The 25,275-nt window shown below is 37.0% G+C and carries 26 protein-coding genes, 2 pseudogenes and 1 other annotated feature; of the genes and pseudogenes, 17 read left to right on the forward strand and 11 right to left on the reverse strand.

Annotation, left to right across the window (positions count from 1 at the left end; translation table 11 throughout):
- The first annotated feature begins 58 nt into the window (after positions 1 to 58).
- A complete protein-coding gene (locus HRG09_RS07195; RefSeq protein ID WP_174100129.1) occupies positions 59 to 568 on the forward strand; it encodes a MogA/MoaB family molybdenum cofactor biosynthesis protein in 510 nt (169 codons plus the stop codon).
- The gene (locus HRG09_RS07200) at positions 565 to 1,167 is read left to right on the forward strand and encodes a molybdenum cofactor guanylyltransferase (protein WP_174100130.1); all 603 of its coding nucleotides are present in this window, start codon (positions 565 to 567) and stop codon (positions 1,165 to 1,167) included. The genes HRG09_RS07195 and HRG09_RS07200 overlap by 4 nt, the downstream gene beginning before the upstream one ends.
- A 10-nt stretch (positions 1,168 to 1,177) precedes the next feature.
- Here HRG09_RS07200 and HRG09_RS07205 read toward each other — a convergent pair whose 3' ends face one another.
- The 3 genes from HRG09_RS07205 to HRG09_RS07215 form a co-directional block, all read right to left on the reverse strand.
- Entirely contained in the window at positions 1,178 to 2,323 is a 1,146-nt protein-coding gene (locus tag HRG09_RS07205) for a glycosyltransferase family 4 protein (RefSeq protein ID WP_174100131.1), read from the reverse strand.
- A gap of 12 nt (positions 2,324 to 2,335) precedes the next feature.
- Positions 2,336 to 2,869 carry a phosphatase PAP2 family protein gene (locus HRG09_RS07210; RefSeq protein ID WP_174100132.1) on the reverse strand — a complete coding sequence of 178 codons (534 nt, stop codon included), beginning with the start codon at positions 2,867 to 2,869 and terminating at the stop codon, positions 2,336 to 2,338.
- A gap of 145 nt (positions 2,870 to 3,014) precedes the next feature.
- Positions 3,015 to 3,527 (reverse strand): gamma carbonic anhydrase, encoded by a 513-nt coding sequence (locus HRG09_RS07215; protein ID WP_174100133.1) that lies wholly within the window; start codon positions 3,525 to 3,527, stop codon positions 3,015 to 3,017.
- A 74-nt stretch (positions 3,528 to 3,601) separates the two neighbouring features.
- Here HRG09_RS07215 and HRG09_RS07220 point away from each other — a divergent pair, with 74 nt between their 5' ends.
- The 4 genes from HRG09_RS07220 (at position 3,602) to HRG09_RS07235 (ending at position 7,081) form a co-directional block, all read left to right on the forward strand.
- Positions 3,602 to 4,405: an alpha/beta hydrolase gene (locus HRG09_RS07220; RefSeq protein WP_174100134.1), complete on the forward strand. Its 804-nt coding sequence runs from the start codon at positions 3,602 to 3,604 to the stop codon at positions 4,403 to 4,405.
- Positions 4,406 to 4,441: 36 nt separating this feature from the next.
- Positions 4,442 to 5,503, forward strand: coding sequence for a tetraprenyl-beta-curcumene synthase family protein (locus tag HRG09_RS07225; protein ID WP_174100135.1), 1,062 nt, complete (start codon positions 4,442 to 4,444; stop codon positions 5,501 to 5,503).
- A gap of 219 nt (positions 5,504 to 5,722) precedes the next feature.
- Complete coding sequence (locus tag HRG09_RS07230) at positions 5,723 to 6,634, forward strand: helix-turn-helix transcriptional regulator (RefSeq protein ID WP_174100136.1); 912 nt, start codon at positions 5,723 to 5,725, stop codon at positions 6,632 to 6,634.
- Positions 6,635 to 6,694: 60 nt separating this feature from the next.
- On the forward strand, positions 6,695 to 7,081 hold the full coding sequence (locus tag HRG09_RS07235; protein WP_174100137.1) for a GyrI-like domain-containing protein: 387 nt from the start codon (positions 6,695 to 6,697) through the stop codon (positions 7,079 to 7,081).
- Between the two features lie 343 nt (positions 7,082 to 7,424).
- On the opposite strand, the gene HRG09_RS07240 is transcribed toward HRG09_RS07235, so the two are convergent.
- From HRG09_RS07240 to mnmL, 3 genes are all read right to left on the reverse strand, one after another.
- Positions 7,425 to 8,735, reverse strand: a complete 1,311-nt coding sequence (locus HRG09_RS07240; protein WP_174100138.1) for a PepSY-associated TM helix domain-containing protein — start codon at positions 8,733 to 8,735, stop codon at positions 7,425 to 7,427.
- Positions 8,736 to 8,926: 191 nt separating this feature from the next.
- Positions 8,927 to 9,499, reverse strand: a complete 573-nt coding sequence (gene mnmM / locus HRG09_RS07245) for a tRNA 5-(aminomethyl)-2-thiouridylate-methyltransferase MnmM (RefSeq protein ID WP_174100139.1) — start codon at positions 9,497 to 9,499, stop codon at positions 8,927 to 8,929.
- Positions 9,496 to 10,455 carry a tRNA modification radical SAM protein MnmL/YtqA gene (gene mnmL / locus HRG09_RS07250; protein WP_174100140.1) on the reverse strand — a complete coding sequence of 320 codons (960 nt, stop codon included), beginning with the start codon at positions 10,453 to 10,455 and terminating at the stop codon, positions 9,496 to 9,498. The genes mnmM and mnmL overlap by 4 nt, the downstream gene beginning before the upstream one ends.
- Positions 10,456 to 10,565: 110 nt before the next feature.
- Between mnmL and HRG09_RS07255 the strand changes: the two genes are divergently transcribed.
- The 5 genes from HRG09_RS07255 to HRG09_RS07275 all read left to right on the forward strand — a co-directional run bounded on the left by HRG09_RS07255 (position 10,566) and on the right by HRG09_RS07275 (position 14,252).
- A complete protein-coding gene (locus tag HRG09_RS07255) occupies positions 10,566 to 10,829 on the forward strand; it encodes a YtzC family protein (protein ID WP_174100141.1) in 264 nt (87 codons plus the stop codon).
- A gap of 15 nt (positions 10,830 to 10,844) precedes the next feature.
- On the forward strand, positions 10,845 to 10,994 hold the full coding sequence (locus tag HRG09_RS07260) for a glycogen biosynthesis protein GlgD (protein WP_098359531.1): 150 nt from the start codon (positions 10,845 to 10,847) through the stop codon (positions 10,992 to 10,994).
- 96 nt (positions 10,995 to 11,090) lie between these two features.
- Positions 11,091 to 11,453, forward strand: coding sequence for a VOC family protein (locus HRG09_RS07265; RefSeq protein WP_174100142.1), 363 nt, complete (start codon positions 11,091 to 11,093; stop codon positions 11,451 to 11,453).
- Positions 11,454 to 11,620: 167 nt separating this feature from the next.
- Positions 11,621 to 12,382, forward strand: a complete 762-nt coding sequence (locus tag HRG09_RS07270) for an ABC transporter ATP-binding protein (protein WP_174100143.1) — start codon at positions 11,621 to 11,623, stop codon at positions 12,380 to 12,382.
- Between the two features lie 16 nt (positions 12,383 to 12,398).
- Positions 12,399 to 14,252 carry an FtsX-like permease family protein gene (locus HRG09_RS07275; RefSeq protein ID WP_174100144.1) on the forward strand — a complete coding sequence of 618 codons (1,854 nt, stop codon included), beginning with the start codon at positions 12,399 to 12,401 and terminating at the stop codon, positions 14,250 to 14,252.
- A 56-nt stretch (positions 14,253 to 14,308) separates the two neighbouring features.
- Here the strand turns inward: HRG09_RS07275 and HRG09_RS07280 are convergent, their stop codons facing one another.
- The 3 genes and pseudogenes from HRG09_RS07280 to HRG09_RS29500 form a co-directional block, all read right to left on the reverse strand.
- The gene (locus HRG09_RS07280) at positions 14,309 to 15,505 is read right to left on the reverse strand and encodes an ABC transporter permease (RefSeq protein ID WP_174100145.1); all 1,197 of its coding nucleotides are present in this window, start codon (positions 15,503 to 15,505) and stop codon (positions 14,309 to 14,311) included.
- Positions 15,502 to 15,647, reverse strand: a pseudogene (locus HRG09_RS28770) (ABC transporter ATP-binding protein); the annotation flags it as partial. The pseudogene HRG09_RS28770 and the gene HRG09_RS07280, both read right to left, overlap by 4 nt.
- A gap of 119 nt (positions 15,648 to 15,766) precedes the next feature.
- Positions 15,767 to 15,871 (reverse strand): annotated as a pseudogene (locus HRG09_RS29500) (DUF6584 family protein); the annotation flags it as partial.
- Positions 15,872 to 16,262: 391 nt separating this feature from the next.
- On the opposite strand from HRG09_RS29500, the gene HRG09_RS07285 reads away from it, so the two are divergent.
- From HRG09_RS07285 to leuS, 6 genes are all read left to right on the forward strand, one after another.
- Complete coding sequence (locus HRG09_RS07285; RefSeq protein ID WP_174100230.1) at positions 16,263 to 16,790, forward strand: RNA polymerase sigma factor SigX; 528 nt, start codon at positions 16,263 to 16,265, stop codon at positions 16,788 to 16,790.
- Between the two features lie 3 nt (positions 16,791 to 16,793).
- Positions 16,794 to 17,969, forward strand: coding sequence for an anti-sigma factor family protein (locus HRG09_RS07290; protein ID WP_174100146.1), 1,176 nt, complete (start codon positions 16,794 to 16,796; stop codon positions 17,967 to 17,969).
- Between the two features lie 65 nt (positions 17,970 to 18,034).
- Complete coding sequence (locus tag HRG09_RS07295; RefSeq protein ID WP_174100147.1) at positions 18,035 to 19,000, forward strand: ABC transporter ATP-binding protein; 966 nt, start codon at positions 18,035 to 18,037, stop codon at positions 18,998 to 19,000.
- Positions 18,972 to 19,844 carry an ABC transporter permease subunit gene (locus HRG09_RS07300; RefSeq protein ID WP_174100148.1) on the forward strand — a complete coding sequence of 291 codons (873 nt, stop codon included), beginning with the start codon at positions 18,972 to 18,974 and terminating at the stop codon, positions 19,842 to 19,844. The genes HRG09_RS07295 and HRG09_RS07300 overlap by 29 nt, the downstream gene beginning before the upstream one ends.
- 396 nt (positions 19,845 to 20,240) lie before the next feature.
- Positions 20,241 to 21,434, forward strand: a complete 1,194-nt coding sequence (locus HRG09_RS07305; RefSeq protein WP_174100149.1) for an MDR family MFS transporter — start codon at positions 20,241 to 20,243, stop codon at positions 21,432 to 21,434.
- A gap of 52 nt (positions 21,435 to 21,486) precedes the next feature.
- Positions 21,487 to 21,750: a binding site (T-box leader), on the forward strand.
- A gap of 66 nt (positions 21,751 to 21,816) precedes the next feature.
- Complete coding sequence (gene leuS, locus HRG09_RS07310) at positions 21,817 to 24,225, forward strand: leucine--tRNA ligase (protein ID WP_174100150.1); 2,409 nt, start codon at positions 21,817 to 21,819, stop codon at positions 24,223 to 24,225.
- Between the two features lie 303 nt (positions 24,226 to 24,528).
- Here the strand turns inward: leuS and HRG09_RS07315 are convergent, their stop codons facing one another.
- Both HRG09_RS07315 and HRG09_RS07320 read right to left on the reverse strand, forming a co-directional pair.
- Positions 24,529 to 24,957, reverse strand: a complete 429-nt coding sequence (locus tag HRG09_RS07315; RefSeq protein ID WP_174100151.1) for a pyrophosphohydrolase domain-containing protein — start codon at positions 24,955 to 24,957, stop codon at positions 24,529 to 24,531.
- An 83-nt stretch (positions 24,958 to 25,040) separates the two neighbouring features.
- Complete coding sequence (locus HRG09_RS07320) at positions 25,041 to 25,226, reverse strand: hypothetical protein (protein ID WP_174100152.1); 186 nt, start codon at positions 25,224 to 25,226, stop codon at positions 25,041 to 25,043.
- Positions 25,227 to 25,275: the final 49 nt, after the last annotated feature.

Raw genomic sequence — 25,275 nt, forward strand, 5'->3', positions numbered from 1 at the left:
AGATTTTCTATCCGATATGATAAAATGATGAGTAGTTCATAAGAAGGAGCGAATAAAAATGAGCGTTATAGAGCATAAAAAACAAGCGCCAAAAAAAGTGCGCTGCAAAATTGTTACGGTCTCTGATACACGTACAGAAGAGACAGATAAGAGCGGCCAATTATTAAAAGAATTATTAGTAGAAGCAGGACATACGGTAATGGCTTATGAAATTGTAAAAGATGATAAAGAAGAGATTAGACAGGCTGTATTATCTGGCTATCACCAAGAGGATGTTGATGTTGTCTTAACAAATGGAGGAACAGGCATTACGAAGCGTGATGTTACGATTGAGGCAGTTTCGTCATTATTAGATAAAGAAATCGTTGGATTTGGTGAGTTGTTTCGCATGATTAGTTATTTAGAAGATATCGGAAGTGCTGCGATGTTAAGCCGAGCGATTGGCGGTACTATTGGAAGGAAAGTTGTATTTTCAATGCCAGGTTCTAGCGGAGCGGTTCGCCTTGCGATGAATAAATTGATTTTGCCAGAGCTTGGACACATTACATTTGAGCTGCATCGCCAATGAAGGAACTAGCAGGGATTGTATTAGCAGGTGGTATGTCAAGACGCTTTGGTGAGCCGAAAGCATTGGTGAGTTGGCAAGGACATACGTTTATCGAACATATCGTGAACAGGATGCAGAATGTTTTAGAGAACGTAGTTGTAATTAGTCATGCTGATATAAAAGAAGGCGTAGCTCGGTTAGTGCAAGTTCCTGTTACAGAAGATCTTGCTGTTTATAGAGGAAAAGGACCGCTTGCTGGAATTGCATCAGGTATGGAATATCTTGAAGCGAAGTGGTATATCATTTCCCCTTGTGATACACCAAATCTTTCAAATGAGTGGATTACCGAATTAATCGGACAAATCAGTGATGAATATGAAGCGATTATTCCGGTTATTGATGGAAGAAAGCAGCCATTATTAGGCGCATATCACTACAGTTTGAAAGAGAGAATGTATACGCTGCTAGAGGAAGAGAAACGAAGCATGGGACAATTGTTATCGCAGTGTAAGGTGAAATACGTGCTGGAAGAAGAAGTGAATGTGCAACGGGAATGGTTTACGAATGTGAATACGAAGGAAGAGTATGGAAGATTATGTAATGAAAAAGGAGCCGATTAGCTCCTTTTTCTTATGCCAGCAATTCCGAGTTATTTTGATGAAAGACTTCTTCATACTGTAAGAGCAATGTATGAAGAATCTCATCCCAGCTTTGTTTAGCAGCATACGTTCTAGCGGCTATGCTCATTTGTTTCCGCAGTTCATCATTATTTAATAATTGATAAATCGATAATAAAAATGATTCCGTGTTTTTCGGTTCACAGAGAGAACCTGTTTTTCCATCTATAATAATATTTTTTACCCCGCCAGAATTTGCACCAATTACTGGGGTGCCGCATGCGAGTGATTCAAGTACGACATTGCCAAATGTTTCGGTGGTCGATGGGAATACCATTAGATCAGAGCATGCATAAGCTTCTGCTAAGTTTTGCCCTTGTAAATATCCTGTAAAGGTCACGTTAGTTGTTGGCACGGTTTCACGTAATTCTTTGGCAAGGGGGCCATCTCCAGCAATAAGCCAATGAATATCATCTGTTCGTTCTTTAAGTGTTGTTTGAATCAATATGCGAAGCGTCTCAATATCTTTTTCAGGGGCGATGCGTCCGGCATATGAAAGAATGTATGGAGCAGTAATATTATATTTTTTTCGGAATACGTCTTTATTGTAAGCAGGATGGAAGAGAGAACCATCTACTCCCCGTGCCCATATATATAAATTTTGAAATTCCTTTTTAGCTAATTGCTGCAATGTTTCAAGAGAAGGGACAAAGTTTTTTTGCATATGGCTATGAAACCATTTTAAATAATTCCATAACATATTGGAGAAAAATTCAATTTTATAATACTTCAAGTAGGCATCGAAGTCAGTGTGATAAGAACCGACGAGAGGGATATTTAATTTTTTTGCGTAATACATGCCGCATAGTCCCATGTTAAAAGGAGTAGCGACTTGAATGATATCGGGTCTAAAGCTAAGAAGCTCTCGCTTAATACGCGGAGTTGGAAAAGCAAATCGGCATTCTGGATATAGTATTTTCAGCGGAATACTTCTTAGTTTATTCACATTGGCTACGAAGTCATCTTCTGCTGTATGCTGCGGTGCAAATACGGAATAGGAAATATTTTGTTTTTGAAAATAACAGGTCAAACGATCTAATGTTTTTGCCAAGCCGTTTACTTGCGGTGTAAATGTATCAGTAAATATGGCGACTCTCATCTAATCGCTCCTTTATATGAAAGGTGGAATGAATTGATAAAAAGAGATGATGCCAGAACATGTGCCAAGGCACATACCTACAAGTACATCTGATGGATAGTGAAGACCAAGATAGATACGGGAAATTCCTACAATCATTGCTAATGGAAGTAAAAAGGCTGCCAAGCTTGTATCATAACAAATAAATGGAACGACAATTGAAAAAATAGCTGTTGTATGACCAGACGGAAATGAATGGTCTTGTAATGGGTGCAATGGGTATTTCGCATCTTGAATTGTTAAATAAGGCCGTTTACGTGGGTACCATCTTTTTAAAATTTGCACAGGAATATGACTGATTGCTAATGAAAGAGTTGCTGCAATTGTGGCATTGTGTAGAAGTCCTTTCGAAAAGATAAGAAAGCAAACGACAAGCGCGATGGAAAAGATTGCACCACCGATATGTGTAATGGTGCGGAAAAAGATATTTAATGTTTTTTGCTCAAAGTAGCGGTTAATTCCTTTGAAAATGTAACATTCTATTTTATATAAGGAGCTGACCTTCATGAAACCTCTCCTCCTCATTTACATATATATTCAGTTGCTATCTTCTATTTTAATAAGATTTTATTGAGGGGATAATAAGGTTTTGTAAAGAAAATGTTAGAGTTTTAACGAAAAAAAGCTGCCAGTGTGGTGGCAGCAAGTAGAACTATTTTTGCAAGGATTTATAGTATTGTCCTTTTTCAACATACTGTTTACGAATACGTTCCATATCTTTTCGATCTTCATCAGTTAGTTCTCGAATAACCTTTGCCGGACGACCGAAAGCTAGTGTATTAGGAGGAATTTTCTTTCCTTGTGAAACTAAACTACCAGCGCCAATAAATGCACCTTCGCCAATTTCAGCACCGTCTAAAATGATAGAGCCCATCCCGATTAAAGCATCTTTTTTTATCGTGCAGCTATGTAAAATTACTTGATGTCCAACCGTCACATCGTCTTCTAAAATAAGGGGGTACTGCGGGCTTTGATGAAGTGTACATTGATCTTGCACATTTACTCTGTTTCCAATGGTTGTTGGTGAGACATCACCACGAATAACAGTATTAAACCAAACGCTTGATTCTTCACCAATTGTGACATCGCCTGTAATCGTAACGTAGTCAGCGATAAAAGCGCTACTCGCAATTTTCGGATTTTTATCTTTATAAGGATATATCATGTAAAGCCTTCCTTTCCTAGAAACTAGTTTTAGTGTATCAAATTACAGAAAAGAGTGAAATGGAGGAGTTTCGTATGTGGAATTATGAAGCGGAAGAGGCAAAAGCGGTAATCGTGATTGTGCACGGTGCAATGGAATATCATGGACGTTATGAGGCACTAGCAGAAATGTGGACTCATTTCGGGTATCATGTTGTTATGGGAGATCTTCCCGCTCATGGAACAACTTCAAGAAATAGAGGACATATTGACTCATTTGATGAATACATAGAAGAAATAAAATTATGGGTGAAAGAAGCAAGGAAATATCGGCTCCCTATTTTTTTATTTGGACATAGTATGGGCGGACTTATTGTGATTCGAATGATGGAAGAAACGAAGAGAGAAGATATAGACGGAATTATATTAAGCTCGCCATGCTTAGGTGTTTTAGCTACACCTGCCGCACCGCTTCGAGCTGCTTCAAAGTTGTTAAATATTCTCACGCCAAAACTTCAATTTCCCACAAATCTTACAGTAGAAATGTCAACGAGGAATAAAGAAATTCGTGATGCAATGGAAAATGATTCTTTGTTCTTGCGCAAGGTATCTGTTCGTTGGTATAGTGAATTGATAAAATCTATTGAGATTGCTCATGAAAAAATTGATGATTTTCCAGATGTTCCGCTCTTGCTAATGCAGGCGTGTGAGGATAAACTTGTAGATAAAACACGTGTCCGTAAATGGTTTGATAACTTAAAGGTTAGTGATAAGGCGTATAAGGAATGGTCAAATTGTTACCATGAGCTATTAAATGAGTATGAGCGAGATGAAATTTTTAGCTATATCAAAGCATTTACTGAAATACATGTAAATAACATAATAGAAACAAATAAATAATGATTTGGACATTTAATAGAGGAGATGAAGGAAGAAGTGAACGTACCGAGTAATCCCATAACGCTCATGGCGAAAGTATACCGTGATGTGTTTCCGGTTGTACACCATGAGCTAGCGATGTGGAAAGAGCGTGCCTACCATATTCCGAATGATGAGCTTCATAATCAGGCAATTGCAAGTATTGAACATAAAACGTTTCATTGCGAGGGCGGTGGTATTTTAGCGTTACTGGCAAATGAACACCGCGAGGATTGTATTCGTTTTATTGTGGCGTATCAGACGATTAGTGACTACTTAGATAACTTATGTGATCGTAGTACATCGCTTGATCCGAACGATTTTGCCGCACTGCATGAATCAATGATAACAGCACTAACACCTGAAAGTGAAGGGGCGAATTACTATCGCTACCGTGATGATCAAGATGATGGTGGTTATCTAGATGAACTTGTTGCAACATGCCAAGATGTGCTAAGAAAAACAAAGCATTATGACAAAATTGCCCCAATCCTTCATGAACTTGCTTGTTACTACTGTGATTTGCAAATTCATAAGCATGTGAAATTAGAAGAGAGAGAACCACGCTTGCAAACATGGTTTGAAGCTCATAAAGAAAATGTACCAGCGATGAGCTGGTTTGAATTTTCTGCATGTGCAGGATCCACACTTGGAATCTTTTGTCTCGTGGCATATGCGTTTCATGATGAATTACTTGATGAAGATATTGCAAAGATTAAGCAAGGTTATTTTCCATATGTACAAGGACTTCATATTTTACTTGATTATTTCATTGATCAAGAAGAAGATCGTATTGGCGGAGACTTAAATTTCTGTAGTTATTATGAAAATGAGCAAGTCATATTAGAGCGAATGAAGCATTTTGTGGAAGAAGCAGAAAGAAATATCGGTGATTTACCGCATGCGAAGTTTCATCGTCTTATTAGCCGTGGTCTCCTCGGAATTTATTTATCTGATCAAAAGGTATCAGAGCAAAAGAATATGCAGCAAATGGCACGGCGCATTGTGAAATACGGAGGCTTCACTTCACGCTTCTTCTATTGGAACGGGAAGATGTACCGAAAGAAAACGGCGCAGTGATGGGGGAGACCACTCTTTTTAGGAGTGGTCTTCTTTACTATGTATAAGTATTTTGTAAAATAATGAAAGTAAATGGGATTGAACTGGTCAATATCCTGTTCTTTTTGTATGTAGCAATAATCTTGGATATTGAAAATTAAATCTGTTACTCATTTAGCCTGCTATTTGGGGCTGATTAAATTTTCACTTTATCTATCCCCATAGGAGGCCAAATACGCTATGAAAACAGAAAGAATGTTTTCCATACTTATCTATTTATTGAAAAAAGATATAGTTTCTGCTGAAGAATTAGCTAATAGATTTGAAGTGAGTAAGAGGACCATCTATCGAGATATAGATGCTTTATCAGCAATTGGTATCCCTATTATTTCTTATTTAGGAAAGAACGGTGGCTTTACTTTAATTGATAACTATCAACTAGATAAATTTACATTTAATGAAGAGGAAAAGAAGTTTTTACTAGAAGGTTTAACATTAAAAAATGAACTGTTTGATAATGATCAATTATTAATTTTACAAAAAAAATTAGAGCTGTTGAAAGAGAATAAAGAAGAGCATCACTCCAATATCACAATATCATCATCTACGTTACACCGAGAAACGATAGAAGAAGAAACAAAAGTAAAGATCAAAAAAATACTGTCTGTAATTAATGAAGGAAATAAAATCCGTATTTCCTATGTGTCACAAACAGCGAATATATCTAGTCGAATGATTCAGCCTTTAAAACTAAATTTTATGAATGGTAGTTGGTATTTAGAAGCCTTTTGCGAATCTAGAAAAGCTTTGAGATTATTTAAATTGACTAGAATAAGAAGTATGGAAATCATACATGACAATACTAGAACACCCTATACTGAGAAAAATGAGTACGTAACGAATAAGATAGCTAAAATAGAGAGGATTATATTATTATTCTCAAAAAGTGAACTTGGGAAATTATATGACTTCTTTACTGATGATGAAATAGAGGTTCTTGAAGATGGGGAGTTAAAAGTAACTTTTCCATATGATAGCAATAAAAATATATTGCCATTTCTCTTGATGTTTGGGAGGCATGTAAAAATAATAGAACCCTTATGGTTAAAAAATAAATATAGAGATGAAATTGAATATATTTATAAAAGCTGACAGACTGTTGTCATATTATGAATGTTATACTTTCCTTATTAATGAGTAGGGGGCGTATATATGAATACAGCAGTTGCGGAGAAACATATTTACGGAAAGAAAGTAAGAACAAATAATCAAAATACAGATGCTATACTTAATCTGTGGGAAGAGTTTCTTCGTTTAAATTTAAAAGGTGACATATATGGTGTGTATAATAATTATGAAAGTGATTTTACAGGTAATTATGATTTACATATCGGTACTGAAGAAAAATTTACTGATGAAAGTAATGTTATCATTCCAACGGGTAACTACCATGTTGTAGAAGTAGATCATACGGATCCCAAAGGTGTCTTCAACGCTTGGGTGGATATTTGGAACAGCGATATCAAAAGAGCATATAAAACTGATTTTGAATTTTATTCTAAAGATGGAAGTATAAAAATATTTCTGTCGGTTGAATAATAAGATTAATTGTTAGTGTAAACCAATTTATAAGCAAAATACCCGGTTCCTTAACGTAAGAGGAACCGGGCGTTTTGTGTCTAAATGTTATTATTTCTTATACTGTAGCAACTTTCATTGATTTTCTTCTCATATACTATGGCGGGAATTGGCTTGTAAGTTATATTCCGTTTGAGCCATTGAAAACTATCGCTTCAATAATCATTATAATTGCTGTTCTATCTTGTTGGTTAAAGGTATTAAATCAGTTGTTAAAGAAAGTATCCAATGGCGTGTAGTGATGTTTATCCTCTCATATAAATAAAAAGCATTTGTACAAGATGAATTGTACAAATGCTTTTTTCTATATTTTTTTTACCCGCATTTTAGAGAATAGATAAAGTAAAAACTCGACTATAAAAATGATAAGAACAGATAAACCGAATAAAGGCATGGAAATACCTAATATTATCATAATAAGTATGAAGGCAAACATGCTTTTCTTATCTTTTTGTTTTGGCGGTGCCCCTAGCTTGCCTTGTGGTTTTCTTGCTAGCCACATTTTAACTCCGAAATAAATGAGGAATAGCAAGGATAAAGTTGTTAGTAAACAAAGTATTTTATTTGGCCATCCGAATAAATGTCCTTCATGAAGAGGAATACCATAAGAAAACCACTGTGCAAATAGCCCGTAATCACGATAGTCAATTTTTGAAATGAGAGAACCGCTATATTGATCAAAATAAGCAGTGATTTCTTCATTTGGTGACACGTTCATTCCCGTAATGCCTGATCCGCTCGATTTTGAAACGGTGAAAACTCCTTTGGCATCATTCGGTAAAGAAATGACGTATGGTTTTTCAATTTGAATCTTCTCTTCTAGGTCATTGATTGAAAGAGCGCCCCGTTTAGCTACATCTGATTGTGGAGGCGTTTCGTGTTTAGTCGCCCATGGCAATTCTTCAACCTTAGACTCTGGTGGTGCCATATATAATTTAGGATATCCTAGTGATTGATTGGAAGCTGCGATGTTATAAATTTGTTTTCCCATGAAACCGGACCAAGGTAATCCTGTTAGTACTAAGAGAATGAGTGGGATTGTAAATACAATGCCAATTATGCTATGAAGTCGTTTTGATTTCTCTCTAGCGTTTGATATTGGAGTGTTTTTGAATCGTTTTATACTCATATATAAACCAGTGACAATTAAGAAAATTGTCCAGCAAGCCGCTAACTCAACTAAATAGTTTACAACAGTCCCGCCAACTAGAAGTGAACTGTGTAATTCTCTCATTATATTTGCGAACGTTTCATTCGCATTCTGATCGCCAACAATTTGATTATGCTTGTCCAAATACACATATTTTTGATCGCCTGTATATTCATTTTTCATTGTCAGCCTTGTATTATAATCATTTTCAAAATAGCTAATTTTTGTCACGCTATAGTGAGGATATTTGTTTTCAGTTAGTGAAACGGACTCAGTCATAGAAAGAGATTCTGTTTGCTGACTATTTCCGAAATATAAATCCTTATAAATAACATTTTCAACCTCTTCGCGAAATAGATATCCAATTCCACTGAGTGACAAAGTAATGAGAAGTGGTGTAATAAATAGACCAGCGTAAAAATGCCACCTCCAGAAAATGTAGTGAAGCGAACGATTTCTTTTCATATTTTAAATCCCCTATCTTACCTTTTATAAATTGCATGCTTATTTAATATATCGGGACAAAGTGTGATTACTTTGAAAAAAATGTGAAAGAATTCGAAAATTTTAGGCGTAGAAAAAGACGTGCAGCATGTGCACGTCTTTTGGTGGTTTTTGTCGAGCGGTCGATATGTCGTGTTGAATCGCCGATATAGTTAGCGCTTCTCAATCGCCACGATAAATGGCGGATTGTTTTGTTGGTTGATGAAACCGTAACGAAGTACGTGTGCTCGCTTTTGATCCAGTTCTTCAGCAAATTTTAGGACAGCATCGCGCTCTACTTGTCCTTCTGGATGTCCGTGATAAATGACAAGAACGATGATTCCTTCTGGGGCCATAACTTCTAATAATTGTTCGATGGCAGCTATCGTTGAGTTCGGTTTAGTAACGATATGTTTGTCGCCGCCAGGAAGATAACCTAAATTGAAAATGGCTCCGGTTACTTTACCTGTTGCTTTTTCAGGTAAGACATCTAATAACGTATCATGGCTATCATGAATCAGAACAGTTCGTTTCTCTAACCCTTTTTCTTTTAGGCGAACAGTTGAATTTTCAATTGCTTCTTTTTGAATATCAAATCCAAATACTTTCCCATTTTCTCCAACAATCTCTGCTAAAAAGCAAGTATCATGACCATTTCCGAGCGTTGCGTCTACGGCGTAATCTCCTTCTGTAACAGCTGTTTGCAAAAGCGTGCGTGCAAACGGCAGGACACGTTCTAATTTCATACTGTTTTCACCTCGTTTGCATATTTCCCTTGCCAACTTCCGCGTCGTACGAACTCTGCGTCGATAGAATTTAATACTTCCCATTTGTTTAAGCTCCACATTGGACCAATCATTAATTCGGGTGGCCCGTCACCTGTGATGCGGTGCACAATCATATTTGCTGGAATCATTTCAAGTTGGTCAACAACGAGACTTACATAATCCTTGAGAGAAAGGAATTCTAATTGTCCTTTTTCATATTGTTTCACCATTGGCGTTCCTTTTAATAAGTGAAGCAAATGAATTTTGATGCCTTGTACATCAAGTTTTGCAACTTCACGGGCAGTCTCCATCATCATGTCATAATCTTCAAGAGGAAGGCCGTTAATAATATGGGAGCATACTCTAATGCCATGCTTACGAAGTTTATTTACGCCCTCTACATATGAGGGATAATCATGAGCGCGGTTAATGAGATTTGCCGTGCGTTCATGAACCGTTTGTAGCCCAAGTTCCACCCAAAGATACGTGCGTTTATTCAAATCAGCTAAATATTCAACAACATCATCAGGTAAACAATCTGGACGAGTTGCGATGGAAAGACCAACTACATCTTTTTCAGCTAAAAGTGGTTCGAATTTTTCTTTTAACACTTCTAATGGAGCGTGGGTATTTGTGTACGCTTGGAAATAAGCAATACACTTTCCATCCTTCCATTTCGAATGCATTTTTTCTTTCATTTCATGATATTGCGTTACGACATCGTCGCGGCGATCACCAGCAAAGTCACCAGAACCAGCAGCGCTACAAAATGTACATCCGCCGTATGCGACTGTGCCATCACGGTTTGGACAATCAAATCCAGCATCTAACGAAACTTTAAAGATTTTTTCGCCGAATTCTTTTCGTAAGTGATAATTCCACGTATGGTAACGTTTATTGTCATTTGTATATGGAAAAGGGTTTTGAACCTTCATTACATATCCCTCCTAAAGCCTAAAATGAAACAAAATCCATTATAACATACTCATAAGGTCGACATGGAAGGGACACACTAAAGGGGAACTAAAGGCAAGGAGGCTATATGATGGCAGAACGTCAATCTCTTGAAGAATATATTACGCAAGCAGAGCAAGCGATCGAATATGCAAAAGAGCAATTAGATATTGGGAGTAGACAAGAGCATTACAACACAATGGAGTATTCTGATGCTCAGTTACAATTAGAACAAGCGTATAACGATTTACAAGTTATGCAAGAACATGCGAATGATGAACAGCGTGAGCAGTTAAACCGTGCGCGTATGGCAGTTCGTCAATTACAGCATCAAATGATTATTACACCGCATTGATAAGGAGTGATAGGAATGGCAAAGCGTTCAGATCAAAACAACCCAGAGCAAAAAACTCAAAATGGACACAACGCTGAGTTTTCGAATGAACTCGATCCAATTGTACAAGCGAAGCAGCGTAATCGTAAAAAAGGGCAACCACAAAAATCAAAGCAATCAGAGTAAACCAGGTCGCAGTATGACCTGGTTTTATTTTTTGCAATTTTGAATACCTACATTATAATTAAGTTTCAAGTAAGAATAGTAACGGAGGAATACATAATGATTGCACATATCGGTACAGTAGCAGTTTACGTAGATGATCAACAAAAAGCACTTGAATTTTGGACAGAAAAGGCTGGATTTGAAGTATATCGTAATGATCCAATGGGACCAAATGCAAGCTGGATTGAAGTAGGGCCAAAAGGAACTCGTTCTCATTTAGTCATTTATCCAAAAACAATGATGCCAAATGCAAATGAGTTAAAAGCATCAATCGTATTCGTAACAGAAAATATAACAGAAACGTATGAAACAATGAAGAAGAACGGTGTAGAATTTACACAAGAGCCAAATGAAATGCCTTGGGGTACCTTCTCTATCTTTAAAGATAATGAAGGTAATGAGTTTGTTTTAAAAGGATAATGCTATGAAAAGCTGAGTTTAAATAAACTCAGCTTTTTTATTTATATTACAAAAATGTAAGGTAAATGTAATGTTAACCAATAGCAGATATCTTCCGAAAGGCGCAAAATAAGAAAAGGAAAAGGAAAAGGAAAAGGAAAAGGAAAAACAAGCGTAGGAGGATAACGATGAACAAACCAGTTGTAGACGTAAAAAACGTTCAAAAAGTGTACGGTAAAAAAGGCGAGAATCAATCACATGCATTAAAAGGTGTATCATTTTCAATTCAAGAAGGAGAATTTGTCGGAATTATGGGACCATCTGGTTCTGGAAAAACAACATTATTAAATGTAATTTCAACGTTAGATAAAGCAACGGGCGGCGCTGTTGAAATTGCAGGTACGGATATTACGAAGATGAAGCAAGGTGAGCTTTCTGATTTCCGTTCTCAAAAATTAGGGTTCATTTTCCAAGACTTTAACTTACTAGAAAACTTATCAATTTATGAAAATATTGCATTGCCACTTTCACTGCAAGGCGTTCCTTCAAGAAAGATTGGCCCAAAAGTAGAAAAGGTAGCAGAAATGCTCGGGATTTCAGCAATCCTTCAAAAGTATCCATCTGAAGTATCTGGTGGACAAAAACAACGTTCAGCAGCTGCACGTGCACTTGTGCATGAACCAGCAATCATTTTAGGAGATGAGCCAACAGGAGCACTTGATTCTAAAAATGCAACAAGCCTTTTAGATGCGATGACAAACTTAAATGAAGAACAAGGCGTATCTATTATGATGGTTACCCACGATCCATACAGTGCAAGTTATTGTCAGCGTATTTTGTTCATTCAAGATGGTGAGTTATATAAAGAAATTCACCGCGGTGGTACGCGTGAAGCATTCTATAAAGAAATTTTAGATGTACTTGCAGACTTAGGTACACAAAAAGCGTAAGAAAGGAGGTTCAAACATGTTATTTAAGCTTTCTATGTCAGGACTAAAAAGTAAGCTGAAAGACTATATCGTCTTACTTGTTGGTCTTGTTATGTCCATTTCAATTTTTTATATGTTTCAAACGTTAGCACTGAATAAAGCGTTTCTTGAAGCGAATGCTGTTATTCAATCAATTGGATTTGTCTTTCAAGCGGGTTCATTCTTACTAGCAATTATTACGTTCTTCTATATTTTATATGCAAACTCTTTCCTATTATCGCTTCGTCAAAAAGAGTTCGGTATGTATATGATGTTAGGAGCAAAAAAACATAAAGTTACACTACTTATGTTTATTGAAACAATTGTATTAGGTGCGGCATCTCTTGTGATCGGGATTGCAGTTGGTGTAGGGCTTGCACAAGTAATTGGTAAACTACTTATGCAGCAACTTGATTTTGCAGCTCCTGGATATCATGCATTTTATGTTCCATCTGCAATTGTTACTTGTGTTTTCTTCCTTGCACTATTTGTACTATCAGCAATTATGAATAGTATTAAGTTATCGCGTATTACAGTTCTGCAACTTGTTCATGCCGACTCAAAAACGGACCGTGTTTCTGTGAAAGGTGCGAAGACTGTTTTCTTTGCTGTCATTGGTATTATTTTATTGGCAATCGGTTATGCTTCTATGGTTTATATGGATAAATTGAGAGAAATGGGAATCATAATCGCGTTAATTACAGTAACATCAGGAACGTACATGTTATTTGGAACGTTCTTACCACTTTTCATTAAGAAGTTAAAAAGTAATAAAAAACGTACTGAAAAAGGACTTAATGCCTTTACATTTGCACAGTTAAACTTCCGCATTAATAGTTTAACAAAAGTACTAGCGACTGTAGCGATGTTAGTTGCGCTGGGAGCTGGAGCGATTTCTGGTGGTATGGCATTCAAAAATAACGTTATGCTGACTGTAGATGGTCTTTCAATTTATGATGTTACGATTCATAATCCAACAGCTGAAGAAAAGAAAATTTTAGACGGTATTACATTTAAAGAGAAAGGCGAATACCGTTATAAGACAGATGATAAATATGTTTATTATGTAAAAGAGGATTTAGAGAAAAATCGTCCTTTCGTAAGAGATGTTAAAAATATGAAAGGTATGAAAGATCTTGCTAAGGTGAAAAAAGCTTCTGAAGAATTACCAGTAGGAGCGATTTCAAGTTTCGGTGAAGAAAAATCTGATAAGGTAATTCCAGAAGAGTGGGAAGATGCTTTCAGAACGATGGAGCCATTTTACGTGCATCCTGATCATACTATTAAAATTATCGATCAAAAAATGTACGATGGTTTGAAGGGCACAGCGGGTGTTTCATTTATTGGGAAAACAGATGATTTCTTAACATACACAAAAGAATGGGAAAAAATTGATGAGTTGCAGCTAGTGAAATATAAAAATATAAATGAAGATGCCTTGCAAAGTAAAAATCAAGTATATACTGGATTTTACGGCATTGCTAGTGGAACAGTCTTCATGGGCTTCTTCCTGGGAATTGCTTTCTTAGCAATGATGGCAAGTTGTTTAATGTTTAAAATTCTATCTGGTGCATCAAGTGATATTACACGTTACCAAATGCTTCGTAAAATCGGTGTGCGCCGTGAATTATTAACAAAATCAATTTATAAAGAATTATTCTTAGTATTCTTATTCCCAGCGATTGTGGGTATCGCCCACGTATTAGTTGGTATGAATATTTTCGGGTTTATTTTAATTGATCCGTACTTCCGTATTTGGCTTCCAATTGTTATTTTCGTAGTCATTTACGCAATTTACTACTTCATTACAGTTCAATTGTATAAAGGAATTGTTCTTCCGAAAGAGGACTAAGATAGGAAAATACCGAGCAGAGGGTGCTCGGTATTTTTTGATTATACACTAATAATCTATTCGTAACGAAGTGCTTCAATTGGATCTAATTTTGCAGTTTTGTTTGCTGGAATTAACCCAAAGATAATGCCGAGCGTCATGGAGAATAGCACGCCTCCAACGACAACTTGCCATGAAATAACCGGTGGCCAGCTTGCAAATGATGACGCAATATTTGCACCACCATAACCAAGGCCAATACCAAATAATCCACCAAAAAGTGTCAGCATAACCAATTCAATTAAAAATTGTAGTAATATTTTCCCACGGTTTGCACCAAGTGCTTTTCGCACGCCAATTTCACGTGTACGCTCTGTCACAGATACAAGTATAATATTCATAACGCCAATACCGCCCACGAGTAGTGAAATACCTGCAATACCACCTATAATCATCGTCATGATATTTGTCGTTTTAGAAATACCGTCTTGAATTGCTTTTAAATTCGTTACTTCATAGTTACCTGTAAATTCACTTGGCTTACGATTGTTTAATAAATCAGCAGCTTTTTGCCCAGCAGCTTCTAAATTATCAATATTTTTTGCTTGTACAAAAATCCCATTAATTTCATCTGTTCCATATAGTGTCGGCCATAATGTTAGAGGAATAAGGACTTCAGAACCTTCTCTACTAGATCCTCCCTCAGTCTCGTACACACCAATGATTTGCATAGGTTGACCTTTTATCTTAATAATTTTTCCAACTGGATTATCTTCTTCAAATATCTTACTTTCTAAACTAGTATTAATCATGACAACATTATTTCCATGTTCAATATCTAAATTGTTTAACAATCGACCTTTTATCACATTTACTTTATTTACAAGAAAATATTCACTCTCTAAACCCGTAACATTTACCATATCTTTTTTATCGTTAATATCTAGTGTTTCCCTACTTAGGTTCGTTTTAATTACATGTGCAATTTCAGGAAGCTTTTTCACTTCAACAATATCTTCTTCTGTCAGTTTGGGTTGACCCATTTCCCCTGTACCAAGTGAATCATCTATATCGGCATTATAGTAAATCGAAATTACACTATTTCCATCACCAACAACTTGTGATTTTAGCGTAACTTCCCCGCTCTTTCCAATCGCAACAACAGTAATAATGGAACCAACGCCGATAATAATCCCAAGCATCGTAAGCACTGAACGCAGTTTATGAGTCAGAATAGAAGATAGGGCAATTTTGATACTTTCTATTAAACTCATAACGCGCACCTTCTATCTTCTGTAATTTTTCCATCTCTTAATACAATGCGGGCGAAGAATACGCTGCTACTTCTTTTTCATGAGTAACCATAACAATGGTCGTACCCTCTTCATTTAACTTTGTGAAAATATCCATAATTGCAACAAAAAAATTAGTATAGCAACAAATCCGAGATTATCACCGATATCAAAGCTTTTCTTTTTCTTCTTTTAAACTACAGACCTCATCTTTTAATTTATTGATAGATTCTTTCAATTCGTTAATTTCTTGCGCAGAGCTAATGCATTGGGATAAGTCGAAATTAAACCATGTAGTCGATCTCTTGTTTTTCCTAAATCATTGTTTGTAATGTCGTTTTTTTCGATTTATATATATATCCATTTTAATTTTTTAACATATAAGTCGTTGCTACGCAGAATACAACATGACTTGCACTTGCTGCCTCCTCTTACTTTAAACCTTGTATGTGGTAGGAAAAGGCCCTGACCGTTTCTATGCGCGGCCAGATGCTCTCGTCTCCCTAAAAAGAAAGGAGGTTTTTATGTTGGTTTTTTAACTTATATATAGATTTATGCTTCTTAACAAAATCTCTTAGAGAACAAGGAATTAAAACTGGTTTCAATACACGGTTATAATAAGTATGAACCATTACAAGAAAATATTTTTTATTTTTTTGTCACAAATAGCAAATTTGTGGTTTCTTTATAGTGAAAGTGGCTAATAAGGAGGAAGAAACGAGTGGAGGTGAAAGCTTCATTGTTAAATATATATGAACAAGATTCAGTTTCTAATATACAGTTTCAAGATGTATTTAAACAATATTATGCTCACGTTGTGAGACAAATTATGCGGATTGTGCGAGAGCAAGCAATTGCTGAAGATTTAGCGCAGGAAGTATTTTTGCAATTATATCACACAGAATGGAAACAGATTGAAAGTGTATCGGCATGGCTGGCAAAATCATCCATTTATGCAGCATATAACTATTTGCGATCGGAAAAAAGGCATCAAGCAAGAATTGAAAAAGAAGCAAATTATAAACAATCAATTAGTAGTCCGTCATCGGAAGAAAAATGTATTCAAAAAGAAGAAATTACTCGTGTACAAAGTATATTAAAAGAAATGGATGAGCGTGAACGTACCCTCTTATTAATGAAGTTTTCGGGATTTCAATATAAAGAAATCGCGGAGGCTACTCATATGGAAGTTTCCTCGGTTGGAACATTGCTAGCACGAGCGAAAGCGAAATTTCGGAAGATGTATAGAGGGATGAAGGAGGAGTGACAAATGAAATGCCAAGATATTGGATTTATTCAGACGTATTTAGATGGGGAATTAAACCGCGATGAAAGAAAGCGATATATTCAACATCTTGACCAATGTAAAGCATGTCAAAAGGCGTTAGAAGAAGTAAGCAAGCTTAATCAATGGGTAGAAGTTGTAGTGGATGATGAATTCACAAACGTTAGTGAAGAGATTGATATCAATGTTGACCAAGCTTGGAAAACCTTTGAACAAAATATACAAAATTATAAAACGGAAGAAACAAACAGTGAAGAAAGTAAAAAGAAGGGAAGATGGCATAATATGAAGAAATCATCTAAACGTTGGATTACTGCAGCGGCAGCAGCGGCAGTTGTGTGTGTGTCTTTAACAGTTCCAGAAGTACGGGCAGGAGCAAGTAACTTGTTATCGATTTTTCGAGTAAAGGATGTGCAGTTAGTTCAACTTACAGATTCTGATTTACGTGAAATTGAAGGATGGATCTCTAATATGGAAGAAGGAGAAAAGTCCATTAAAGGAATTGGGAAAATAGGAATCAAAGATAATGGAAGCAAAAAAAATGCTCATTTTCAGTCGGAACAGCAAGCAAGAGAAGCTGGATATGCTGTTCCAAAAGTGCCAAATGGATATCGTGTAACGAATGTGGATGTGAATCCGTCATTTATTATGCAATTTGAGCTCGATACAGAAAAAGCTAATAAATTATTGAAACAACTACAAAGCAATACGCAGTTTGAAAGTGCTTTGAATGGTAAGCAGTTTTCGATCACAGTTCCGGAATCAGTACGTACTCAAATAGAAGTTGAGGGCAATCGAACATCAAGCGCTTTTTCCTATAATGTAATTGATGCACCAAAAATTTCTGTTCCAGAAGGTGTAAATGTTACGAAATTACAAAAAACAGTTTTAGAGCTTCCGATTATTCCTGCGAATGTAAAAACACAACTTGCAGGTATTCAAGATTGGACACATACATTGCCGATTCCTTATGTAGCAAAAGGTGCAAAAGTATCGGAGACAAAGGTTCAAGGAGTAAAGGCCGTTTTATATGGTACTGAATATGAAAATGTGCTTATTTGGGAGAAAGATGGGAAAATGCACATGATCGAGCAACATAAAGAGCAAGAGAAAGATTTGAATGCAAACAATCTTATTAAACTTGCAAATGAATTAAAATAATGATTGAACAAGAGCGGCTCCGCGAAATGGGGCGGCTCTGTTCCTGTATAGAGCGGGGGTAAAACATGAAACAAGACTGGATTATTCAAACGAAGAACTTAACCAAACAATATAACGGAAAAGGCGGTATCCGCAACATTTCATTAGATGTGCCGCGCGGTACTGTATTCGGATTTATAGGTCCTAACGGTGCAGGGAAAAGTACGTTTGTGCGAACGATGCTTGGTTTAATTCATCCGGATTCTGGAATGGCGCAAATGTTAGGACAGCCGATTGGGACAATAGAATCAAAACGGCGTATTGGCTATTTACCTGAGCTGTTTCGCTATCCTGATTGGCTGACCGGATGGCAGTTACTTGAAACGCATGCAAAACTATGCGATCTTTCTTCTCGTGAGCGGAAAGCAAAAATGAGTGAGGTTATTGAAAAAGTTGGCTTAAAGGGTAGAGAAAAAGAAAAAATTCGCGGTTATTCAAAAGGAATGCAGCAGCGTATCGGACTTGCTTGTGCCCTGCTTTCTGATCCGGAATTGATTTTTTTAGATGAGCCAACATCTGCGCTTGATCCAATCGGGCGGAAAGAAGTGCGTCATCTAATGGAAGAGCTTCGGGACCAAGGGAAGACAGTATTTTTAAACAGCCATCTATTAAATGAAATTGAACATGTATGTGATCACGTGGCGATTATTAATAAGGGAGAGTTAATCGTACAAGGAGATTGGCGCTCATTGATGATGATTCAAACGGAAGTTGAAGTAACACTTGGTAAAAAGAGCGAATTATTCTTTAAACAATTGCCTTCATTTATTAAAAATGTAAGGAAGGTAGAGGAATGTGAAAATCGTAAGCGTTGGATTATCACGCTACAACAAGAAGATGACATTCCTAGATTGTTAGAAGCATTTGTAGCACTACATATTCCTGTGTATCAGTTAAATCCGGTTCACCGGCATTTGGAAGATGTGTTTATGTACTGGGTAAATAAGAAAGAGGGGACGCAGCATGTGGACAATCGCCAAATTATCATTTAAAGAAATTTTGTTAAAGCGTATTTTCACCATTACGTTATGTATGACTTTTGCCTTTTTAATATTTTATGGAGTGGCCATTCATTACGCCGTCAGTGAAATTCTTCCAGGAGAATCTAGCGGTCTTTCGGCAGCTCAAGATTTTATGAACAAAAGTTTTATTTCTACACAGCTTCTTGGAGTGGGGTTGTACTTTTCTTCGTTTATTACTGCGTTGCTAGCTATTTTAAGTAGTGTTGGCAGTATTGCAAATGAAATTGAAAGTCATCAAATTGATACATGGCTAACGAGACCGATTTCACGCTTTTCCTTTTTAATGGGAAAGTGGATTGGTTTATGTTGCTTACTGATTGCGTACGCAGCCTTCCTGTTTATAAGTATCGTACTCATCCATCAAACAATGGGAGGGAGCACGTTTCATTTAGATTTCACGGCGACGCAGATTACAAAAGCATTGGCTCTCTTCTTGATCCAGCCTGTTATTTTAATTAGCATCGCGATATTACTAAGCACGCGTATGGCAACATTAAATGCTGGCATTGTGTTAATTATTTTGTACGGAACTGGGTTTATTGGCGGATTTGTTGAACAAATCGGTACATTGGCACAAAAAACAGCACTTGTAAACATGGGCATAATCGCAAGCCTCTTATTCCCAATTGATACAATGTATCGTAAAATGACAATCTATTTATTTGATTCAGGAGACAATCCTTTATCAATAGCTTCACAAGGAGTGTTCGGGAGTGTTTCGACACCGAGTAATATGATGATTGTTTATGTTGTTTTATATGTGTTAGCAGCTATTTTTATAGCGATTCGTACATTTAAATCACGTGATTTATAAGGGGATGAAATTTCAGTGTATTCTCCCAATGCTGTAAGGCGTGAACTAAAACCCACCTCTTTATGTAGATGTGGGTTTTATATATATCCATTTTAATTTTTCGACATATAAGTCACTGCCGTGCAGAATACACCATGATCGCTACTTGCATGCTCCTTTTGTTTTAAACCTTGCATGTGGTAGGAAAAGGCCCTGACCGTTTCTATGCGTGACCAGATGCTCTCGCCTGCCTAAAAAAGAGGGTTTTTATATCGATTTTTTAATTTGTGTTTATATAGTCTACATCTCATTATCTGAATTTCACCAACTATTAATCAGTTGCCTTCCTATATAAAAACGACTACAATTTTACTGTTATATATAAGAACGAAAAACAACAGAATAGGAGGGGAAACTATGCCAAGGAAAGTATGGCTATTAGTAGCTGGGATGATTATTAATGTCACGGGTGCTTCTTTTTTATGGCCTTTTAATACAATTTATTTACATGATCATTTAGGGAAGTCTCTATCTGTGGCCGGGATGGTGTTGATGATTAACTCACTTACTGGTGTAATTGGTAATTTACTCGGCGGTGTTTTATTTGATAAGTGGGGCGGATATAAGTCAATTTTAGTTGGGATTGTCATTACACTCGTATCGATTCTAGGTCTTGTATTCTTCCATGGATGGCCACTTTATGTTGTGTGGCTTGCATTAATTGGCTTCGGTTCTGGAATGGTCTTTCCATCGATGTATGCGATGGTTGGTACGGTTTGGCCAGAGGGCGGAAGAAGAGCGTTTAATGCAATGTACGTTGGTCAAAATGTCGGAATCGCTGTTGGGACAGCGTGTGGTGGTTTAGTCGCTTCGTATCGTTTTGATTATATTTTCTTAGCGAACTTTATTTTATACTTTATTTTCTTCTTAATTGCTTTTATTGGATTCCGTGGTATGGAAGACACGAAAGAAAAAAGTGTACAAACAGCGGTTAAAACGGAAAAAGGTTGGTCGCTTACACCAGGGTTCAAGGCGCTTCTTATCGTATGTGTAGCATATGCTTTATGCTGGGTTACATATGTACAATGGCAAGGCGCGATTGCGACGCATATGCAGGAATTAAATATTAGTCTTCGTCATTATAGTTTATTGTGGACGATAAACGGGGCGATGATTGTTTGTGCGCAGCCACTTGTAAGTATGATTATTCGTGCGATGAAACGTTCTTTAAAGCAACAAATTATGATCGGAATCGGTATTTTTGCAGTGTCATTTATCGTACTTAGTCAAGCGCAGGAATTTACAATGTTCCTTGTCGCAATGGTGACACTAACAATTGGTGAACTATTTGTATGGCCAGCGGTTCCAACGATTGCAAACATCCTTGCACCAAATGATAAGCTCGGTTTTTATCAAGGTGTTGTAAATAGTGCAGCGACTGTTGGGAAGATGTTTGGACCAGTTGTTGGCGGAGCAATTGTTGACTTATACAATATGGAAGTATTGTTTATCGCAATCATGGCCATGCTTGTAGTAGCGCTTATCGCAACGAGCATGTATGATAAGAGAGTCAAGGTTGAAGAAACAGTAGAAGAAAAAATTGCAGTTTAGTTTGACGGAACATGTAACATGTTTTAGAATATATTTAAATTAACTCATATGTTTAATAACAGTGAGAAGGAGTAGTAGTAATAGAAGCTGGTTTAGAGAGTTGACGGTTGGTGCAAGTCAATCCACGTTTCGTTATGAACTCGCCTTTGAGTTGCAGTTGTGAACTAAAGTAGCAATTGCCGTTTATCCACGTTACGGATCTAAGCGAATGTATAGATTGATGCTTGTTTAACGACCTTTACCGGACGTTTCGAACATCTTTTATTACATTAATTTAGGGTGGTACCGCGGGAATCTATAACCTCTCGTCCCTTTCTAGGGATGAGAGGTTTTTTGTATTTTAGGCGGTGAAAATAAATATAACTTGAATGGAGGATATCTCATGAGCTTTAATCATCAAGAAATTGAGAAGAAGTGGCAAGCGTATTGGGAAGAAAATAAAACATTCCGCACACCAGATGAGACAGAAAAACCAAAATTTTATGCACTAGATATGTTCCCATATCCATCAGGTGCTGGCCTGCACGTAGGACATCCAGAAGGATATACAGCAACGGATATTTTATCTCGTATGAAACGTATGCAAGGATATAATGTTCTTCATCCAATGGGATGGGATGCATTCGGTCTTCCGGCAGAGCAATATGCACTTGATACGGGAAACAGCCCAGCTGAATTCACAGAGAAAAACATTAACACGTTCCGTAACCAAATTAAATCATTAGGTTTCTCTTATGATTGGGATCGTGAAGTAAATACAACAGATCCAAATTACTACAAGTGGACACAATGGATTTTCTTAAAACTATTTGAAAAAGGCTTAGCTTACGTTGATGAAGTACCTGTAAATTGGTGCCCAGCGCTTGGTACAGTACTTGCAAATGAAGAAGTAATCGATGGTAAGAGTGAGCGCGGTGGACATCCAGTTGAGCGTCGTCCAATGAGACAATGGATGTTAAAAATTACTGCTTACGGAGACCGTCTATTAGAAGATCTAGAAGATCTAGATTGGCCAGAAAGCTTAAAAGACATGCAACGTAACTGGATCGGTCGTTCTGAAGGTGCAGAAGTACATTTCAATATCGATGGTATAGATGAGAAATTCACAGTTTTCACAACGCGCCCTGATACACTATTTGGTGCAACATACTGTGTACTTGCTCCGGAACATGCACTTGTTGCAGAAATTACAACTGCAGAGCAAAAAGAAGCGGTAGAAGCTTACATTAATGCTGTAAAAATGAAGAGTGATCTAGAGCGTACAGAACTTGCGAAAGAGAAAACTGGTGTATTCACTGGTGCTTACGCAGTAAACCCAGTGAACGGTGAGAAATTACCAATCTGGATCGCTGACTATGTTCTTGCAACTTACGGAACAGGTGCTGTAATGGCAGTTCCAGCTCATGATGAGCGTGACTATGAATTCGCATCAGTATTCAATCTTCCAATGAAGGAAGTTGTAAAAGGCGGAGACATTACAAAAGAAGTGTACACAGGTGATGGTGCACACGTAAACTCAGCATTCCTTGATGGTTTAAATAAAGAAGAAGCAATCGCAAAAATGATTGAATGGCTTGAAGTGACGAGCGCAGGAAATCAAAAAGTAACGTACCGTCTACGTGACTGGTTATTTAGCCGTCAACGTTACTGGGGTGAGCCAATTCCAGTAATCCACTGGGAAGATGGCACAATGACAGCTGTGAAAGAAGAAGAATTACCATTAGTTCTTCCGAAAACAGATAACATCCGCCCTTCAGGTACAGGTGAATCACCACTAGCTAACATTGAAGAGTGGGTAAATGTTGTTGATCCTGAGACTGGTAAAAAAGGTCGTCGTGAAACAAACACAATGCCACAATGGGCTGGTAGCTGCTGGTACTACCTACGCTACATCGATCCAAACAATAGCGAAGCACTTGTAGATCCTGAAAAAGTAAAACAATGGCTTCCAGTTGATATTTATATCGGCGGAGCGGAGCACGCTGTACTTCACTTACTATACGCTCGTTTCTGGCATAAAGTATTATATGATATTGGTGTAGTTCCAACGAAAGAGCCGTTCCAACAATTATTCAACCAAGGTATGATCTTAGGTGAAAACAACGAGAAAATGAGTAAATCAAAAGGTAACGTTGTAAACCCTGATGATATCGTAGCAAGCCACGGTGCAGATACACTTCGTCTATACGAAATGTTCATGGGACCATTAGATGCTTCAATTGCTTGGTCTGAAAATGGTCTTGACGGAGCTCGTCGTTTCCTAGACCGCGTATGGCGCCTATTCGTTCAAGATAACGGTGAATTAAGTGAGAAAATTACTGATGCACCAAACAAAGATCTTGAAAAAGCTTACCATCAAACAGTGAAGAAAGTTACAGAAGACTATGCAGAGCTTCGCTTCAACACAGCGATTTCTCAAATGATGGTATTCATCAACGATGCATATAAAGCTGAAACGCTTCCGAAAGAATATGTAGAAGGTTTCGTAAAAATGATTGCACCAGTTGCACCTCACATCGGGGAAGAACTTTGGAGCAAACTTGGATACACTGAAACAATCACATATGCCAGCTGGCCAACATTTGATGAGTCTAAACTTGTAGAAGATGAAGTTGAAATCGTTGTTCAAGTTATGGGTAAAGTTCGCGCAAAACTAACAATGAAAAAAGACGCATCAAAAGAAGAAATGGAACAACTTGCACTTGAGGCAATTAAAGAACAAATCGAAGGAAAAACAGTTCGTAAAGTAATTGTAGTTCCTGGAAAACTTGTTAATATCGTTGCAAACTAATGCGAAAGAGCAGTCCTCAAAAGGACTGCTCTTTTTTTAGAAACAACTGAAAAAATTCTCTTGGAAGCAAGGTGATTTTTTATTTTGGGAATAGTAAGTAGTAGAGGGGGTGTACATATGGGAAAAGGTAGAAGTAATAATGCTGGTAAAAAGCAACCGAATTTCGATGATTCATCTAATTTCGCTAAACAAAGCCAACCGGTAGAGAAAAAGAAAAAATAAGCAAAACGGAGCTATCTTTACAGAAAGATAGCTCCGTTTAATCATATGCCAGCGCTTTTTAGAGTATATCGACCGCTCTATTTATTTCCCTGTTTTTGCTAATGCTTCTTGACGTTGGCGCTCAATTTCAGCACGAAGTTGTGGTTCTGGTGCTTGCCAGCCTTCTGGTTTTAAAATTTTGCCGTCTCCTTCGCGGAAGCGTGGCTTTCCATCCGGGAATAGTTTCGCCATATTTGCATTATTTACAATTTCAAAGCCTCTATCAGGACGAACTCCCATTTCTGCAAACGTTCCGAATGCGAAATAAATAAGATCAATTAATGCATCGTACTGATCTTCTACAGTATCTGCTTCTAAAAATTCTTCTAATTCTTCTTGCATAAAGCTTGCACGAATTTTTGCACGTTCTTCCGTTAATTTTGTTGGTACATCTGTAACAGGATGTCCAAATACTTCGTGCATTTTTGCGACAAGTTCATATCCTTTATCTAAACCCTTTTCGTTTGTCATGTTGTTTCATCCTTTCTCGTTTTGTGCCGAGTTTCATTGTAACATAAATAAGGAGGAACATCTTATTCATAAGATGTTCCTCCTTATTCCTCTTTCTTTATTAAAAATGACAAAACAAGATCAATCCCAAACATCCCCACAAGTAGCATGGGTACGACAACAAGTAAATAACGCGCAAATGAAACATTTTTTAAGTATGTATGAGCAAATAAAAAGACGCCGAGAAACAGAATACCATTTAAAATAGGTTTTACTAACTTTTTAGACATAAGCTCCCCCGTAAATATCTTTTTTCTCTCTGTAAGTAATTTAAAAACT

It is taken from the genome of Bacillus sp. Xin1 (assembly GCF_013314535.1).
GTDB lineage: Bacteria > Bacillota > Bacilli > Bacillales > Bacillaceae_G > Bacillus_A.

Excerpts from the sequence above, each read along its gene's own strand:
- HRG09_RS07195 (WP_174100129.1), top strand. The coding sequence starts at position 59 with ATGAGCGTTATAGAGCATAAAAAACAAGCGCCAAAAAAAGTGCGCTGC.
- HRG09_RS07200 (WP_174100130.1), top strand. The coding sequence starts at position 565 with ATGAAGGAACTAGCAGGGATTGTATTAGCAGGTGGTATGTCAAGACGC.
- HRG09_RS07205 (WP_174100131.1), bottom strand. The coding sequence starts at position 2,323 with ATGAGAGTCGCCATATTTACTGATACATTTACACCGCAAGTAAACGGC.
- HRG09_RS07210 (WP_174100132.1), bottom strand. The coding sequence starts at position 2,869 with ATGAAGGTCAGCTCCTTATATAAAATAGAATGTTACATTTTCAAAGGA.
- HRG09_RS07215 (WP_174100133.1), bottom strand. The coding sequence starts at position 3,527 with ATGATATATCCTTATAAAGATAAAAATCCGAAAATTGCGAGTAGCGCT.
- HRG09_RS07220 (WP_174100134.1), top strand. The coding sequence starts at position 3,602 with ATGTGGAATTATGAAGCGGAAGAGGCAAAAGCGGTAATCGTGATTGTG.
- HRG09_RS07230 (WP_174100136.1), top strand. The coding sequence starts at position 5,723 with ATGAAAACAGAAAGAATGTTTTCCATACTTATCTATTTATTGAAAAAA.
- HRG09_RS07235 (WP_174100137.1), top strand. The coding sequence starts at position 6,695 with ATGAATACAGCAGTTGCGGAGAAACATATTTACGGAAAGAAAGTAAGA.
- HRG09_RS07240 (WP_174100138.1), bottom strand. The coding sequence starts at position 8,735 with ATGAAAAGAAATCGTTCGCTTCACTACATTTTCTGGAGGTGGCATTTT.
- mnmM (WP_174100139.1), bottom strand. The coding sequence starts at position 9,499 with ATGAAATTAGAACGTGTCCTGCCGTTTGCACGCACGCTTTTGCAAACA.
- mnmL (WP_174100140.1), bottom strand. The coding sequence starts at position 10,455 with ATGAAGGTTCAAAACCCTTTTCCATATACAAATGACAATAAACGTTAC.
- HRG09_RS07255 (WP_174100141.1), top strand. The coding sequence starts at position 10,566 with ATGGCAGAACGTCAATCTCTTGAAGAATATATTACGCAAGCAGAGCAA.
- HRG09_RS07260 (WP_098359531.1), top strand. The coding sequence starts at position 10,845 with ATGGCAAAGCGTTCAGATCAAAACAACCCAGAGCAAAAAACTCAAAAT.
- HRG09_RS07265 (WP_174100142.1), top strand. The coding sequence starts at position 11,091 with ATGATTGCACATATCGGTACAGTAGCAGTTTACGTAGATGATCAACAA.
- HRG09_RS07270 (WP_174100143.1), top strand. The coding sequence starts at position 11,621 with ATGAACAAACCAGTTGTAGACGTAAAAAACGTTCAAAAAGTGTACGGT.
- HRG09_RS07275 (WP_174100144.1), top strand. The coding sequence starts at position 12,399 with ATGTTATTTAAGCTTTCTATGTCAGGACTAAAAAGTAAGCTGAAAGAC.
- HRG09_RS07280 (WP_174100145.1), bottom strand. The coding sequence starts at position 15,505 with ATGAGTTTAATAGAAAGTATCAAAATTGCCCTATCTTCTATTCTGACT.
- HRG09_RS07290 (WP_174100146.1), top strand. The coding sequence starts at position 16,794 with ATGAAATGCCAAGATATTGGATTTATTCAGACGTATTTAGATGGGGAA.
- HRG09_RS07295 (WP_174100147.1), top strand. The coding sequence starts at position 18,035 with ATGAAACAAGACTGGATTATTCAAACGAAGAACTTAACCAAACAATAT.
- HRG09_RS07300 (WP_174100148.1), top strand. The coding sequence starts at position 18,972 with ATGTGGACAATCGCCAAATTATCATTTAAAGAAATTTTGTTAAAGCGT.
- HRG09_RS07305 (WP_174100149.1), top strand. The coding sequence starts at position 20,241 with ATGCCAAGGAAAGTATGGCTATTAGTAGCTGGGATGATTATTAATGTC.
- leuS (WP_174100150.1), top strand. The coding sequence starts at position 21,817 with ATGAGCTTTAATCATCAAGAAATTGAGAAGAAGTGGCAAGCGTATTGG.
- HRG09_RS07315 (WP_174100151.1), bottom strand. The coding sequence starts at position 24,957 with ATGACAAACGAAAAGGGTTTAGATAAAGGATATGAACTTGTCGCAAAA.
- HRG09_RS07320 (WP_174100152.1), bottom strand. The coding sequence starts at position 25,226 with ATGTCTAAAAAGTTAGTAAAACCTATTTTAAATGGTATTCTGTTTCTC.